The sequence below is a fragment of the Streptococcus rifensis genome (assembly GCF_053203525.1).
The window spans coordinates 17,040-31,752 of record NZ_JBRUCW010000016.1 but is presented as its reverse complement, the minus strand read 5'-3'; the positions used below and the strand labels follow the sequence as shown (position 1 = coordinate 31,752).

15 protein-coding genes are annotated in these 14,713 nt (G+C 41.3%); 2 read left to right on the top strand and 13 right to left on the bottom strand.

The genetic code is table 11. The annotated features are described in order from the left end of the window. Positions 1 to 28: 28 nt before the first annotated feature. From ACVRYP_RS09395 to ACVRYP_RS09365, 7 genes are all read right to left on the bottom strand, one after another. A complete protein-coding gene (locus tag ACVRYP_RS09395; RefSeq protein WP_447468459.1) occupies positions 29 to 466 on the bottom strand; it encodes an NUDIX domain-containing protein in 438 nt (145 codons plus the stop codon). After that, the gene (locus ACVRYP_RS09390) at positions 466 to 915 is read right to left on the bottom strand and encodes an NUDIX hydrolase (protein ID WP_447468458.1); all 450 of its coding nucleotides are present in this window, start codon (positions 913 to 915) and stop codon (positions 466 to 468) included. The genes ACVRYP_RS09395 and ACVRYP_RS09390 overlap by 1 nt, the downstream gene beginning before the upstream one ends. Beyond that, the gene (locus ACVRYP_RS09385; protein ID WP_447468457.1) at positions 896 to 1,861 is read right to left on the bottom strand and encodes a sensor histidine kinase; all 966 of its coding nucleotides are present in this window, start codon (positions 1,859 to 1,861) and stop codon (positions 896 to 898) included. The genes ACVRYP_RS09390 and ACVRYP_RS09385 overlap by 20 nt, the downstream gene beginning before the upstream one ends. Further along, positions 1,858 to 2,523: a response regulator transcription factor gene (locus tag ACVRYP_RS09380; protein ID WP_447468456.1), complete on the bottom strand. Its 666-nt coding sequence runs from the start codon at positions 2,521 to 2,523 to the stop codon at positions 1,858 to 1,860. Before ACVRYP_RS09380 ends, ACVRYP_RS09385 begins: the two co-directional genes overlap by 4 nt. Before the next feature lie 43 nt (positions 2,524 to 2,566). Then, positions 2,567 to 4,576 (bottom strand): FtsX-like permease family protein, encoded by a 2,010-nt coding sequence (locus ACVRYP_RS09375; RefSeq protein WP_447468455.1) that lies wholly within the window; start codon positions 4,574 to 4,576, stop codon positions 2,567 to 2,569. A 1-nt stretch (position 4,577) separates the two neighbouring features. Continuing rightward, positions 4,578 to 5,330, bottom strand: a complete 753-nt coding sequence (locus ACVRYP_RS09370; RefSeq protein ID WP_307121014.1) for an ABC transporter ATP-binding protein — start codon at positions 5,328 to 5,330, stop codon at positions 4,578 to 4,580. Between the two features lie 119 nt (positions 5,331 to 5,449). Continuing rightward, on the bottom strand, positions 5,450 to 6,496 hold the full coding sequence (locus ACVRYP_RS09365) for an acyltransferase family protein (RefSeq protein WP_447468454.1): 1,047 nt from the start codon (positions 6,494 to 6,496) through the stop codon (positions 5,450 to 5,452). Positions 6,497 to 6,648: 152 nt separating this feature from the next. Between ACVRYP_RS09365 and ACVRYP_RS09360 the strand changes: the two genes are divergently transcribed. Continuing rightward, a complete protein-coding gene (locus tag ACVRYP_RS09360; RefSeq protein WP_447468453.1) occupies positions 6,649 to 7,389 on the top strand; it encodes a PASTA domain-containing protein in 741 nt (246 codons plus the stop codon). A gap of 110 nt (positions 7,390 to 7,499) precedes the next feature. On the opposite strand, the gene ACVRYP_RS09355 is transcribed toward ACVRYP_RS09360, so the two are convergent. Beyond that, complete coding sequence (locus ACVRYP_RS09355) at positions 7,500 to 9,056, bottom strand: ABC-F family ATP-binding cassette domain-containing protein (protein ID WP_447468452.1); 1,557 nt, start codon at positions 9,054 to 9,056, stop codon at positions 7,500 to 7,502. Between the two features lie 190 nt (positions 9,057 to 9,246). Between ACVRYP_RS09355 and ACVRYP_RS09350 the strand changes: the two genes are divergently transcribed. Next, positions 9,247 to 9,915, top strand: coding sequence for a PASTA domain-containing protein (locus tag ACVRYP_RS09350; RefSeq protein ID WP_447468451.1), 669 nt, complete (start codon positions 9,247 to 9,249; stop codon positions 9,913 to 9,915). Between the two features lie 65 nt (positions 9,916 to 9,980). On the opposite strand, the gene ACVRYP_RS09345 is transcribed toward ACVRYP_RS09350, so the two are convergent. From ACVRYP_RS09345 to trmFO, 5 genes are all read right to left on the bottom strand, one after another. Further along, positions 9,981 to 10,163: a PspC domain-containing protein gene (locus ACVRYP_RS09345; protein ID WP_447468450.1), complete on the bottom strand. Its 183-nt coding sequence runs from the start codon at positions 10,161 to 10,163 to the stop codon at positions 9,981 to 9,983. 34 nt (positions 10,164 to 10,197) lie between these two features. After that, the gene (locus ACVRYP_RS09340; protein WP_447468449.1) at positions 10,198 to 10,992 is read right to left on the bottom strand and encodes a formate/nitrite transporter family protein; all 795 of its coding nucleotides are present in this window, start codon (positions 10,990 to 10,992) and stop codon (positions 10,198 to 10,200) included. A 72-nt stretch (positions 10,993 to 11,064) separates the two neighbouring features. Further along, positions 11,065 to 12,309 carry an NAD(P)H-dependent oxidoreductase gene (locus ACVRYP_RS09335; protein WP_447468448.1) on the bottom strand — a complete coding sequence of 415 codons (1,245 nt, stop codon included), beginning with the start codon at positions 12,307 to 12,309 and terminating at the stop codon, positions 11,065 to 11,067. Positions 12,310 to 12,381: 72 nt separating this feature from the next. Beyond that, on the bottom strand, positions 12,382 to 12,987 hold the full coding sequence (locus ACVRYP_RS09330; protein WP_447468447.1) for an NADPH-dependent FMN reductase: 606 nt from the start codon (positions 12,985 to 12,987) through the stop codon (positions 12,382 to 12,384). 333 nt (positions 12,988 to 13,320) lie between these two features. Further along, positions 13,321 to 14,655, bottom strand: coding sequence for a methylenetetrahydrofolate--tRNA-(uracil(54)-C(5))-methyltransferase (FADH(2)-oxidizing) TrmFO (gene trmFO, locus ACVRYP_RS09325; protein WP_447468446.1), 1,335 nt, complete (start codon positions 14,653 to 14,655; stop codon positions 13,321 to 13,323). Positions 14,656 to 14,713: the final 58 nt, after the last annotated feature.

Genomic DNA, 14,713 nt, shown 5'->3' with positions numbered 1-14,713 from the left:
AGTAATGATCAAATGGATTTTTCTTGGCTTAATCATTTGCTTGCCCAGGGGGTATCCAAGCAATTTGATGAATTTCAGATTGTTGAAGTTTAATTTGTTCTTTACTCACTTGAGGGATTTTGGCCATATAATAATGCATGATAGACTTGATATCTGGCCTGACCTCATATCCTAAGTGGTTAAATGCTAAGCCCTTTAATCCTAGTTCTTCTGCTACTTCCCTAGCAATCCCTTTTTCAGGCGTTTCTCCTGTCAGGATCGAGCCACCAGTAAAGAGGACCCAAACACCTGGATTGGTTTCCTTTTTCCAGGAACGTTGCTGCACAAGGAAGTTGCCCTCAATGTCTCTTAAAAAAGCATTCACACAGACATGATACTGGCCTTCTTTCAGAAGCAAGACATCTTCTCTGGCGATTTTTTCACCAGTCAAGTGATGCTGGTCGTCGTAAATGTCCCAGATTTCCATCAGGTTCTCCATTCTTGATAGGTAATGCCTGCTAATGCTTGCTGAACAGCTATTTTACGATCGTCAATCATCTGTTCAGGTAATTGGTCTAGGCTAAACCAACCGAGGCCTGCATTTTTATAGTTTTCCATAACACGAGGCTGACCGGTAAACCGAGCAACTGTAAAATAGAGATAGAGGTAAGGAAACTGATCCTGTTGACCTGTTCGATGGACAGTGTGAATCAACTGCAGGTCTTCTGGACTGACCTGAATACCAAGTTCTTCTTGGCACTCACGGATAAGAGCTTCTGTCGCGGTTTCGTTGGGGTCAAGGTGTCCAGTACCAGCTAGATCCCAATAACCATCCATATAACCGGTATTTTGGCGTTGATGAAGTAAGAGTTGTCCCTGTTCATTTTGGATGATAGGAAAGACAGCGGCATAGAGTTTAAAGTGTGTTGAGGTCATTTGGATTCCTTTTGGGTGTAATGGTAACGGTCGTGCCTTGGTCTATTTCACTTTCAATAGCTACTGCTAGCTCCAGTTCCGTCAGAATAAGCTTAGTCATATAAAGACCAAGACCAGTGGATTTATGGTGTTGATGGCCATTAAAGCCTGTAAAACCCTCCTCAAAGAGTCTAGGGAGATCCTCGGGCAAAATCCCCAGTCCCTGATCGCTTATTTTCAGGTTTCCAGCATCAATTGTAATGGCTATCTTACCCCCCGGTCGACTATACTTAATCGCATTGTCAACGATTTGACTAATAGCAAAGGTCAGCCATTTACGATCTGAGTTAAGCGACCATTCGCCTGAGATATCGACAGATAAGTCCTTACTCAAACATTGTATCCTGTAGTCTTTGATAATAGATGAGACCAGTGCTTTGACAGATAAGCTTTCAAAGCGGTAATCATCTGTTTTTTCCTGAAATTTGAGATAGTTCAAGAGCATGGTCAGGTAGTGATCAATCGACTGTACTTGATTAGCGACGTCCTGAGGTGCAAGACGCTCCGTCTGCACCATGAGATCAAGGCTAGCCAGAGGCACCTTGATTTGATGAGACCACATCTTGATTAAACTGGTTAGTTGCGTCCTTTCTTGACGTAAGCTGTCTTGTTGATTTTTTGAATGACTGACGCTCTCTTCTAAGGCATCAAGATGAGCTTGAACTAAGGGGGAGCTGGTTTGAGAAGCTTTGACAGACTTGTGGTCAGAGAGAAGGCTCATCTTTTGCACAAACTGCCAATACAGAACAGCTATTGCTATCACATAAATAGTAAGCGTGAAGACAAGGGCGTTGCTAAAAGTAGCAACTGGTAGTCTGTAAAGCCAAAAGGTTATGCCTAGGATTAACACTAATATCGGATAAAGTAATAACCAGAGGCGGTATTCTTTGAGAAATTTTCCAATCATTGCACTAAGAATCCTACCCCTCTAATGGTATGAATACGGTCAAAATCCAGCTGGCGAAGCTTTTTCCTCAGCCTGGTCATATTGACATTGAGCGTGTTTTGGTCGATGAAGTCTTCATTCTCCCACAGTTTTTCCAGCAACTTTTCTTTGGTGACCAGCTGGCCTTGTTTAGATAAAAGGCTATGAAGAATTTTATTCTCCGTGGGGGTTAGGCTAATTTTATCAAGGCCTCTCCTTAGTTCACCATCGGCAGATAGGCAGTAATCCTCAAAGACAAGGTCTGTCGAGGCAAAATCTTGCGTTCGTCTAAGGAGAGCTGAAATTTTAGCCTCCAAAATAGACAAGGAAAAGGGCTTGGCGATAAAATCATCTGCCCCCATATTGAGTGCCATAATCGCATTCATCTCTTCATTAGCACTGGAAATGAAAATAAGGGGAATATTAGACTTCTTACGGAGTTCGGTCGTCCAGTAATAACCATTGAAGTAAGGAAGAGTGATGTCCATGAGGACCACATCAGCTCCTGCTTCTGTGATTTCCTGCTGAACAGCTCTGAAATTTGTCACGCCAATCACCTGATAACGGTCTTTAAAGTAAGTTTTGAGCGATTGAACGATGGACAGATCATCCTCCACCACAAAAATCGTTTTCATATCTTTCATAAGTCTATTTTACAAAAATAAAGGTTCTGACGCCAGCGCTGACCTAGCGTTCAATAATCTTATAGTAAGTTCTGCTGGTCACCCGGTAAACAAGGTAATAGAGCAAAATGAACACTAGGATAAAGAGGCTCGCAGTTGGCCACACAATGCTGTCTGCGAAGACGCCCGTGTCGTTTAATAAACGAATTAACAAGGGCATAGCAAAGCCAATATGAATGACAGCTAAACCGAGAGGGGCAAAGAAAATGAGAAGAATTTGGTTGCTAATCGTTTTTCTGACCATTTTCTTGCTCATGCCGATTTCCTGCAAGACCTTGTAGGCTTTTCGGTCTTCATGGCCTTCTGAAATTTGCTTGTAATACATAATCAAACAAGCACCCATGAGGAAGCTAAAGCCGATAATCACTCCAATAAAGAGGAAGGGGCCGGTGAAATCAAGTTTGTTTTGGTACTCCTCCTGCTTATAGCTCGCCCAGAAAAACGGTGATTGTGCTTGATAATCACGGTTGTCACTTTTATCTGCTATCTTTTGGTACTGTTCATCTGTTACCCGACCAAGCAAACTATAAAAGAAGAAGCCATAATAATCAGGATTACTGGCATAAACTTCTGAAACAAACTCCTCTGTCTGGTGCGCAATCATTTGCTCCATGAGCGCTTGGTCATCAGGCAGAATGATAATGGCCTGATGGCCTGGATAGCTCAAATTTCGTAATGGAAGATCTGGCTGTTCGGCTAGTGGAATAACATCATAAACACTGCCATCAAATAAGGTCATCTGTGACGTTTTGAGGTTGGTGTGATAAGTCGTATGGTAATAGCCAATTTGCCCATCAGCTAATGATAAGGCAGGGTTACCTGACTTATCATAATCTACTAGACTGATAAAATAGATAGAGGTAGCATTAACATAATAATCACTATTGGAAAAGATATCAATCAACGAAAAATTTTCCGTATTTTCGAGGTTTTGGTACGTTTGGTAATAAAGAAGACCATCAAAGTCGGCTAATTCTGCTCCAATCTCGGTCACTAAATCAGTTGCAACCTCTTCTGCCTTGGTTCTATCCCTCAAAGACCAAATATCTAAGTAAATATTTTTCCCGTTAGGATAAGCTCTTTCGAGGCTATCGTTGATGCTTAGAAAAATAGAAGCCGTCGCGATGACTGTTGCCATGACCATACTGGCAAGAACTGTGATATTGGCTAGACCAAAGGCGTTTTGCTTCATGCGATAGAGCATGTTAGCTGTTGGAATGAAGTGTTTTTTCTTGTAAAAATAGGTCTTGTTGTTTTTACGTTTTCGTAACAGCCAAGTCAGGAAACTGATGAAAAAGAGATAGGTGCCAAAGATGACAGATAAAACAGCTAAAAAGCTATAGAGGATATATTCTTGCGTAAACGGTATCTTATCGTTAAGGGAGAAAGCGTAGGAAGCTATGATCATCAACACACCTAGGAAACCTATCAAGGCATTACTTTTTGGCTCTTTTTCAGGGGTTTTATTGGACCTGAGCAATTCCAAAGAAGAAAGTTTATGGATTTTAAGCCAAGAGATTACAAGTAAACTGATAAAAATCCCTGTGAAGAAAAACCAGGTCCCACGGTAGCCGGCTGCCGTCAGTCCAATTTCAAAATTATCAATCTCGATCATATTGACCAAAATCAGATAGAGAAACTTGGCCAAAACTGTTGCTAAAAGGCTTCCGATTAGCATGATCACTGTAAAAACTATAAATAATTCCAAAATAGCCACAATAGCAATACGCTTGCGGTTCATCCCGATGACGCTATATAAGCCAAACTCCTTGCTCCGCTGCTTCATCAAGAAGTTATGACTGTAGTGAACGATGATAAGGGCAAAAATAGCAATGGTCCAAAAGGCAAATTTAAGAATGGTTGGAGTCGTACGTCTATCTTGGATATCAGGTGCTAACCATATCATGTTGATGGTGTTAAGTAAGATAAAAAGTGTTGTACTGGAAAGAATAAAGGGCAGGTAAGCCTGATAAGCCTTTTTGAGGTTGCCCAAAGCCAGTTTAAGGTAAAGCATCCTAGTCACCTCCTAGCAAACTTGTCATGGTTAGTGAGATGGTTTTATAGAAATCTGAGGACGACTGGTCGCCACGGTACAACTGATGGAAAATACGTCCATCCTTGATAAAGAGAACACGACCAGCATGGCTGGCTGCCATCGGGGAATGGGTCACCATGAGAATGGTCTGACCTGACTGATTGATATCTTCAAAAATACGCATCAAGTCTTCAGAATTACGGTAATCAAGAGCTGCTGTAGGCTCGTCAGCCAAGATTAATTGCGGTTTGGTGATGAGGGCGCGTGCGATGGCAACCCGTTGTTGCTGACCACCTGATAGCTCATAGGGACGTTGATTGAGGAGTTCAGTCAGCCCCAAATTGTCTGCTAAGGCTGGCAAGCGCTGCTCCATTTCCGTAATAGGCAGATCACTTAAAACTAATGGTAAAAAGATGTTATCTCTGATATTGAGCGTATCCAAGAGGTTGAAATCCTGAAAGACAAAACCGAGATTCTTCAAACGAAAATCAGCCATATCACTTTCTTTGATATGGGTCAGGTCTTTGCCGTTTAAGATAACGGCACCTGACGTGGGCTGATCTAAGGTAGCCAGGATATTGAGAAGCGTTGTCTTACCAGAGCCTGATTCGCCCATGATGGCGACAAACTCGCCCTTTTCCACCTGGAAATGGACATCTTGCAGAGCTCTGACTTCTGCTTTTGACCCACGTGTCCGAAAAACACGCTGCAAATGTTTGGCGTATAAAAACATAGGGACCTCCTATTTCTTAGCTTAATTGTAACAAAAGTTAGTTGATGTAGCTAGATTTTTCTTATTTCTAGTATACCGATTATAACTGATGTTTCCCCTTACACCTTAAGACGGATTTCTTACAAATTTGTAAGCTTAAAACGGATGCTCTGAATCATCTTGTGCAACATTAGCCGTTTTAGAGGAGCGTATTTTAAGAGCAGGTGACTGAGAAAATGAGTCGCAACAAGTGTCATAAGACTGACCACGATTCCCTTTTCCCATTTTTTTAAGTCACTATTTGCCAACCAGAGAAAAGATAATTCTATAAAGATAGGGTGGAAATAATAATAGTATTTACTGTAGTATTTCAAGGTTTGCCACTGCTTCTCTCGGAAAAGGTCTGTCCTCCAAGCCCAATTGACCAAGAAAAAGGTGAACGGAAGGAGAGAAAAAATAAAATTTTTATCATAACCTTGGTGCTGGAAGATGATAAAGCTTTCGGCTAGCAATAAACCAAAGGCTAATACAAATTTCAAGAAAGGCTGTCTGGCCAAAAATGGTGCCTGACGATTGTCATAAAGACTTTGCCCGATTAAGATGAAGATAGGGACATAAAAAAGGCCGTTGCGACTGGTGAAGAAAATCTGGGAATAGTTATCGTAAAGCTTTACAAAAAATGTCCCTGATAAGTAAGCAGAATAAGTTTCTATAGCACCAAAGAGATAGAGCAAGAGAAAGCATGCCCAAAGCCCTTTTTGAGGTAAGAGTTTGCGAAGGCTGTGATAAAAGAAGAAACCAAACAAGATAGCTGGAAAATACCACAAGTGGTAACATGTCCCTGTATAAAACAGCGAGGCCAAAATGCCTATAGGTAGATATATACCTGGATAATTTGACTGCTGATAATACCATACTGCATAGGGTAAATAAAGCAAGGACAAGCCTAAGTAGCTGCACAACCATTTTTTAGAGGTTATCTTCAACTGCTCCGGCTTCCTAGCAAGCCAAAAACTGGCACTAACAATGAAAAAAGGAACAGCCATGCGGCTAAAGATACTTTTTTGAACAAAATGTAATCCGTCATTAGGAAAAATCTGTTGAGCATGTAAGAGGATGACTAATACAGCAAAGACATATTGTAGCAAACTAAACATGGAAAAGTTAATCTTAATTTCTTTAGTCATTCTGGGCTCCTCCTTCAATTCTAATTTATCCTAATCTAGCAAGACATGCCCTTACATCTCTAGACGGATTTCTTACAAATTTGTAAGACTTTAGGGGAGTTAGCATATCTTTTGTGGTATACTAAAGGAAGAACAAAGGGAGGTGTAAAGAGATGGCAAAACCTAAGTTTGGGAAATTAGCAGGACGGGCATTTAAGGTATTAAATGCCACCCTTTCTGTTATTCCAGATACTGTCGAAATTGCTGGTAAAATCACTGATAAGGCTGCTCCAATTGTTGACAAGGCTCTAGACCGCCGTCATGAAGCCAAAACAGCTCTGATTCAAATCCCAAACGTGATTGATATGCCGATCCATTCTGCCCAAAGCTATCTTGAAAGCATTGGTTTTTCTGTTCATGTCCTTCCAGCCAAGGCACATAAAAAGTTTGCCAAGTCTGAAATAGACGAGGTCGTAGCCATGAGTCCCAAGTCGGGTAAGTTCAAGGCTGGCCATCTGGTGAAACTTTATTATCTGACCCCGGAAACACTCGAAGCGAGTATGGGGTTAGGAGACAGCATAGTTTTACCAACGGATCTCAAGGGTACTGATATAGACGAGGCCGAACGAATCCTAACTGAACAAGGCTTCACGGTCATTCGACGTATTATCGCACCAAGAGCAGAACTTGGCGATAAAAATGCCAATCAAGTCATCGAAACCTATCCCAAACAAACTTTCTTGACAAAAAATGTCCGCCCTGGTACTATCATTCGCCTTGACTATCTTGATGGACACAATATGGCTTTGAGTCGCAAACTTCTTTCTGAGCGCCAGGCTAAACAAAAAGAGACCCTAGCCAATCTAAATGAATTGGTTAAGTACCCTCAGAAGCTTCTCAAAACTAAAAAATAAACAGTACTCTCATTTCAAACGACTGTTCAGGTCATATTAACAAAAGAAAAACACCAGAAGAATCTGCATAGACAGGTCTCTCCTGGTGTTTTAACGTTAATGTGATTTCCTTAGCCACGCATGACGGAATAACCTGAGAAGTCCCAGACTTCTGTCGCTAACCCTTCATAGAATTCAGATTCGTGGCAGACCATCAGAATGCTTCCCTTATATTCTTTCAGGGCACGTTTTAGTTCATCCTTGGCATCAACATCTAAGTGGTTAGTTGGCTCATCCAGAATCAGGACATTGCTTTCCTTATTTTGAAGTTTACAGAGGCGAACTTTCGCTTGCTCACCTCCACTGAGCACTCGGACATTGCTCTCGATATGTTTGGTCGTCAGGCCACATTTAGCCAGGGCTGCGCGCACTTCAGCCTGATTCATGTACGGGAAGGTATCCCAAATCTCATCTAGGCAGGATTTGTCAACATCGCTGGACATTTCTTGTTCGAAGTAGCCGATTTCTAAAAATTCACCCCGTTCGACCTCACCCTCAAGAGGGGCAATAAGTCCGAGAAGACTTTTGAGAAGAGTCGTTTTTCCAATACCGTTTGAGCCAGTAATGGCAATCTTTTGGCCTCGTTGCATCTCCAGATTCATCGGCTTGGTCAAAGGATTATCATAGCCAATAACCAAATTTTCTGTCTTAAAGATGTAACGCCCAGGAGTTCTGGCCACTAAGAAATTGAATTCTGGTTTAGGACGCTCTTGTACCAACTCAATCATTTCCATCTTATCCAGCTTCTTCTGACGAGACATGGCCATGTTACGGGTAGCGACGCGCGCTTTGTTCCGTGCCACAAAGTCCTTGAGGTCCGCAATTTCTTTTTGTTGACGGTTATAGGCAGCTTCAATCTGGGCCTTCTTCATGGCATAAACTTCTTGGAACTTGTCATAATCGCCCACATAGCGATTGAGTTGCTGATTGTCCATGTGGTAAATCAGGTTGATGACACTATTTAAAAAAGGAATATCATGGGATATTAGAATAAAGGCATTTTCATAGTCGTTGAGGTAGCGGCGAAGCCATTCAATATGCTCAGTATCGAGGTAGTTAGTCGGCTCATCTAGGAGCAAGATGTCAGGTTTTTCTAGAAGAAGTTTGGCTAATAAAATCTTAGTCCGTTGGCCACCAGATAGCTCGTTGACATCACTATCCAAGCCAAAAGCAGTAATTCCAAGGGCGCGTGCTACTTCTTCTACCTTGGTATCAACGATATAAAAGTCATGAGATTCTAGAAGGTCTTGTAGTTCACCAGTCTCTTCCATCAACTCTGCCATTTTATCCTCATCTGCTTCAGCCATTTCCATGTAGGCTTCCCCCAGACGGGTTTCATATTCATAAAGATAGGCAAAAGCGCTGCGAAGAACGTCTCGAATGGTCATGCCTGGTTCTAACACTGTGTGCTGGTCCAAGTAACCAACTCGCACCCGCTTGCTCCATTCAACCTTGCCTTCATCAGGCTGGAGTTTTCCAGTGATGATGTTCATGAAAGTTGATTTTCCTTCACCATTAGCACCAATCAATCCGATATGCTCCCCTTTTAGCAGACGGAAAGACACATCATTAAAAATAGCGCGTTCCCCAAAACCGTGGGTTAAATGTTCAACGTTTAAAATACTCATTTGAAAGTCCTATATTGTCAGTTATTGGTCTATAAGGTAATCGAAACCCATTGACACACTTCCCCTATTTTACCTTATTTTTCACTGTTTGTCACGGAGGGACAGATGGTTTTCAAATGGCTAAAGTAACTTTCCTTCTTGCAAATCTATGCCTCTTTGGTATAATGAATTAAAAAGCGAGGAAACAGATATGCCAGTGCCTGTTAAGGCTATTACAAACCTAGCCAAAATTATTATTCCTTTTGTCAAAAAAAGGATGACTAAAGATCATAATGCCAAAGAGCAACATCTGTTTCTCGGAGATCTGACTGGGATGCGACTTTCCGATGCTATTGCTCATGTCGAAAGAATTGGTTTTATTCCTCAACTGTTGCTCGTTCAGCCAGATAAAAAGTGGCTAAAATCCAGCATTAATGACGTTTTGGAGATGCAGCCAAAATCAGGACATTACCCTCCAGAGACCCTTGTAAAACTGTATTACATGGATGAAAATATCAGGGAGCAGTGCGATGAGCAGGTGGATTTGCCTGTCCTAAAAGGCTTAACCCTTGAGGCAGCTAAAGAATTGCTGGAAAGCAAGGGATTTAAGGTTAACCCTGAACTTGCAGCACCGCACAAAGATTATGCAGAGGCCAATGTTCGTTGTGTGGTTGACTTTGAACCCAAACCTGCTCTATTTACGACCTCTCTCAAACGTGGGACCACCATCACCCTTTACTATACGACGCAGACGACTATTGCTAAAAGTCAGCAACTATTGCAGGAAGAGATGAGCAAACAAGGTACTATGATTGATGGTGGCGGTCAGAACATGGTAGACAGACTCAATGAATTCTTTAATAAATTTGGTAAAAAATAAAAGATGGCCTGTAACTTTCATTCAGTCACTAGTCATCTTTTTAAATATTCAGAAACAGGTAGCTCTTAGTTATCCGCCATCACAAAGATTAAAACAATGTAAATAGCAATGGCACTACCACCCAAGAGGGCACCCACAATAAAACCGAGCCTGACATTATCTGATTTCATTCCAAAATACTCAGCTAAACCACCACAAACACCAGCAATTTTATAGTCCGTTTTGGATACGACTAATTTTTTATTCATGAAATACCTCCATATTGTTTTAAAATGCTTGCATCTAGCTTTCCTTATGGTCTGTTTTCGTTTGGTTCAGCCAGGCATAGGCAATACCAATGAAAACACCCGCACCAAGCCAGTTTCCAAAGAAGACAACGACCCATTGACGCAGGACATTGATGATATTAAATGCATCTACTTGACTGCGGGCATTGTTAAAGGCTAGAAGCATAAATGAAGCAAAGTTTGCGACCAAATGTTCATTGATGAGGAAAACGAACATAAAAATAGCAGACACTACGATGAAAAATTTAGCAACCTCTTCCTTAAGAACCATATAACCAAGAATCGCAATGTTAACAAACATGTTAGCAGTAATACCTTCAGTAAAGTTTGACCAGTCAGATTTTCCAAGCTTAATGTTTACAGCTGTTACCACAAAACTATCGTCTTTTAAGGTCATAAATGAGAAGGACTGGTTGAAGAGATAGGCGAGGATGAGGGCACCGACAAAATTAAAGAAAGTACAATAAAGTAAAATTTTAGTTGTTTTCGCCCAACTTATTTTTTTATAGTAAGAACCGACAGTTAAGTACATCATGTTAGACGTTGCTAGTTCTCCGTTAAAAATCAAGACAAAGCAAAGACCGATCGCAAAGATAAAAGTAAAGACAAAACGGGCTAAGGCTGGAAATTGAGCTGAAATAACGTCAGCACCAATAATTCCCACTGCTGTTGACATCGTGAGATAGGCTCCCGCAAACATTGAACGCAGAGCGTAACGCCCTAAGCTTTCATCAAATAGGGCTTCCTTTTTGTTGCAAGCAGCTGTGATTTTTTCTTCAAAAAATGACATAATTATTCCTTCTACTTCTAGTTTCATTAGAAAAGAGATGAGTGACTGCTCACCTCTTCAAGAGAAATATGATTAGTTTTCAGATGCACCTGATATGGCATCTGTCACAGCAGCATCATTAGCCTCTTCAGAAGCTCCAGATGTTGCATCTGCACCATGAGGTGCAGGCTTGGCGTTAGGGATAACAGGAGCAGGAGTCCCCCCCACTAAACGATGTCCAGTAGCTTCTAAATACCAATCCAACCATGGTTTGAAGTTAAAGATGATTTCATTGATACCAGCGTAGGAACCATCTGGGTAATACATGGCTTGATAGTTATGGGTGTTGATAATTTCTGGTGGTGTTCCAGGAACAATGGTACGGACATATTCTTGATTACCATTACGAAGCGTTCCGATAACCCATTCCACGTTCTTCATACGAGCTGGCGGAAGAGTACCATGAATGGTTCGCATCCGACTACCGACCTGCTCTTTGACACGCTTACCAAGCATAGTCGACGCTTCTTGATGCTTATTATTATAGTACAAGAATTGGTTGTTATCATCCGCAAAGGTTAATTCAAATGGCATGGCATTAAGGAACATATCCAATTGATCAACCGTTAAAAGACCATTGCTCAATTTTACATAGGTATTACCTTCAACAGCGTTTACCTGTTTTGACGCTTTTTCCAACCAATCTGGATCATCAGGATCGATTCCTCGAACAGTTGTTGCGATAGGTTGTGTACAATCTAAGTCTTCTGGTGCAATAGGTTTTGGTTTTTTCAAAGCAGATACCACATCAACATATTTCATAAAGTTATCCAAGCAAGTTTCAAGGAAGTTAATCGTACCTTCATTGGTGATATCACCATTGAGGTCAAAAGCTTCTTTCGCTTTACCAAGAAGGAATTCGTTTCCTGGAAGGGTGTAGGCATTGACACCTGGTGCCTCCAAGATTTTACGTAAGTGGACTTGCGCACGAGAAGTTCCTTGATCATAGTAAGACGCCCCAACAATCATGACTGGCTTGTTTTCAAGGGGATGAATCTTGTAAGATAACCACTCTAATGTGCTCTTTAAGGCTGGTGTGATGGTATAATTGTGCTCAGGTGTAGCAATAATGACACCATCCGCACGTGTAATTTTATTGTATAGGTAACGAATGGCAAAGCTATCCGTTTGATCCTCGTCTTGGTTGAACATTGGGACATCTTTGATTTCCAACAATTCAATTTCGCATTTAACTTTAAAATGGCGCTGCATAAATTGCAAGAGCATGCGGTTGTATGATTGTTCAGCATTTGAGCCGACGATTGCAACAAATTTCATCTCAGTTTCTCCTTTGTGAACGTGGTTAGTAAGCAATTTGATTTCTCTGAAATTACTAACGCGACACTACTTCTAATCTAAAGATTCCCAATCAAAGTTTTCGGCTTCTTTACGTAACAAATCTTTGGCATTAGACAGTTTCTCAGTCATTTTAACAAAAAGACGAAAATCGTCAAAGATAGCATCTAATTTCTGACTAGTTTCAATATCATTCAAATCACCTTCTGAGTTAAAAGCTTGAAGAGAATGAGACAAAAGAAACTCGTCTGGTAAAACCGTTGCTTTTAATTCTGGAGCATTTAAGATTTGACGCAACTGTAATTGAGCACGTGAAGAGCCTAATGTTCCATAAGAAGCGCCAGTAATCATGACAGGTTTATTTGCCATTGGGTAAACTCCATAGGATACCCATGCTAGTGCATTCATCAAAACAGCTGGAATAGAATGGTCGTATTCAGGCGTACCAATAATGACACCATCAGCTTCTTCTAATTTTTCAACGAGTTCTTTCACATTATCAGGAAGAACACGGTCTGCTGGTTTGTCAAAAATCGGCAATTCTTTGATTTCGACTAATTCGATCTCAGCCTTATCAGCAAAGCGTTTTTGCATGTACTGAAGTAACTGACGGTTTGTTGACTTGGCAGAATTTGTACCGACAATTCCAATGAGTTTCATAGATAGTCCCCTTAATTTTTTTATACTTATATGATAACGCATTCACATTGTCTTGTCAAGGTTAACTAAATCATTTTCCGATTTGTCAACTATTTTGCTTGCCTGTTTTTTCACAATGTTTTTCTTGATTCCCTGTCCTCTATGCTTTTAGCTTAAAAACTTTGTGAAATGAGTTTAAAAATTTTTTTAATTTTCCGTTGAAATTAATTTTGTTAAATAGATATTGATGTAGAATTACTTCTTACATCTTGAGAATAAAAATAAACTCGAGATACTTCTATCACAAGTTTATTTTAGTGTTTATAGTAAGAATACTTTAGAGAAACCACTCCTTTAAATGTTAAGGTATGTCTCTAAGTCATTGAGTGCTCGTTCTGCAATGGCTTCATAGCGTGCTTTCTTATCACGAATCCGAGGGCCTTCAAGCTCCTTGATAATACCAAAATTGACATTCATGGGTTGGAAATGCTTGCTCTCTGTATGCGTAACGTAATAAGGCAGACTACCAATAGCTGTTGTTTCAGGGAAGAAGATAGGTTCTTCGCCATTGAAGAGGCGCGCAGCATTGATACCGGCGACAAGACCGCTTGCTGCAGACTCGACATAGCCCTCAACACCTGTCATTTGTCCCGCAAAGAAGAGATTGCTTTGTTTTTTAGATTGGAAGGCTTGGTTGAGAAGGTTTGGTGAATCCATATAGGAATTGCGGTGCATCACACCGTAACGGACAAATTCTGCATTCTCAAGGCCTGGAATCATCTGAAAAACACGTTTTTGCTCGCCCCATTTGAGATGGGTTTGGAAACCAACCATGTTGTAAAGAGATCCTGCAGCATTGTCCTGACGAAGTTGAACGACAGCGTAAGGCGTTTTAAAGTCACCATCTCGTGGTCCTTCAAAGTCCTCAGGGTATTCCAGTCCGACTGGCTTCATCGGACCATAGAGCATGGTTTTAATACCGCGCTTGGCCATAACTTCGATCGGCATACAACCTTCGAAGTATTTTTCTTTTTCAAAGGAATTCAGCGGTGCTTCTTCTGCTGTGGTCAAGGCTTCATGGAAAGCCATGAATTCTTCCTTGGTCATCGGACAGTTGAGATAAGCAGCTTCGCCCTTATCATAACGGGACTTTAGATAAACCTTGCTCATATCGATAGTATTGACATCAATAATCGGCGCTGCCGCATCGTAGAAATAAAAACCGTCGCCATCGTTGAAGGCATGAATTTTAGCGGCCAAGGCATCTGACGTCAGAGGACCTGTTGCGATAACGGTAATGACATCGGTTGGCAACTCTGTGATTTCTGCACGAATAACTTCGATCAGTGGGTGATTATGAATTTCAGCTGTCACAGCTTCTGCGTAACCTTCGCGGTCCACTGCCATTGCTCCACCTGCTGGCACTCGGTGGGCTTCACCGTTTCGAAGGATGATCGAGTCCAAGCGGCGCATTTCTTCTTTCAGCAGACCAACGGCGTTGGTTAAGCTATCACCACGGAAAGAATTGGAACAAACTAACTCCGCAAAATTGTCTGTCTTGTGTTGAGGTGTCGGTTTGACCCCACGCATTTCGTACAACTTCACGGGAATGCCACGTTTGGCAATTTGGTAAGCTGCTTCAGAACCGGCAAGACCAGCTCCAATCACACTGATATAAGATTGAGACATGCACTAATACCTCTTTGCTAGGAAACCCTAGCTCAAATCTTTCTATTCTTCTTGAGAA

Coding starts and splice junctions, on each gene's coding strand:
- ACVRYP_RS09380 (WP_447468456.1), bottom strand. CDS start 2,523: ATGAAAGATATGAAAACGATTTTTGTGGTGGAGGATGATCTGTCCATC.
- ACVRYP_RS09355 (WP_447468452.1), bottom strand. CDS start 9,056: ATGAGTATTTTAAACGTTGAACATTTAACCCACGGTTTTGGGGAACGC.
- ACVRYP_RS09365 (WP_447468454.1), bottom strand. CDS start 6,496: ATGACTAAAGAAATTAAGATTAACTTTTCCATGTTTAGTTTGCTACAA.
- ACVRYP_RS09350 (WP_447468451.1), top strand. CDS start 9,247: ATGCCAGTGCCTGTTAAGGCTATTACAAACCTAGCCAAAATTATTATT.
- ACVRYP_RS09335 (WP_447468448.1), bottom strand. CDS start 12,309: ATGAAATTTGTTGCAATCGTCGGCTCAAATGCTGAACAATCATACAAC.
- ACVRYP_RS09360 (WP_447468453.1), top strand. CDS start 6,649: ATGGCAAAACCTAAGTTTGGGAAATTAGCAGGACGGGCATTTAAGGTA.
- ACVRYP_RS09375 (WP_447468455.1), bottom strand. CDS start 4,576: ATGCTTTACCTTAAACTGGCTTTGGGCAACCTCAAAAAGGCTTATCAG.
- ACVRYP_RS09345 (WP_447468450.1), bottom strand. CDS start 10,163: ATGAATAAAAAATTAGTCGTATCCAAAACGGACTATAAAATTGCTGGT.
- ACVRYP_RS09385 (WP_447468457.1), bottom strand. CDS start 1,861: ATGATTGGAAAATTTCTCAAAGAATACCGCCTCTGGTTATTACTTTAT.
- ACVRYP_RS09370 (WP_307121014.1), bottom strand. CDS start 5,330: ATGTTTTTATACGCCAAACATTTGCAGCGTGTTTTTCGGACACGTGGG.
- ACVRYP_RS09340 (WP_447468449.1), bottom strand. CDS start 10,992: ATGTCATTTTTTGAAGAAAAAATCACAGCTGCTTGCAACAAAAAGGAA.
- ACVRYP_RS09330 (WP_447468447.1), bottom strand. CDS start 12,987: ATGAAACTCATTGGAATTGTCGGTACAAATTCTGCCAAGTCAACAAAC.
- trmFO (WP_447468446.1), bottom strand. CDS start 14,655: ATGTCTCAATCTTATATCAGTGTGATTGGAGCTGGTCTTGCCGGTTCT.
- ACVRYP_RS09390 (WP_447468458.1), bottom strand. CDS start 915: ATGACCTCAACACACTTTAAACTCTATGCCGCTGTCTTTCCTATCATC.
- ACVRYP_RS09395 (WP_447468459.1), bottom strand. CDS start 466: ATGGAAATCTGGGACATTTACGACGACCAGCATCACTTGACTGGTGAA.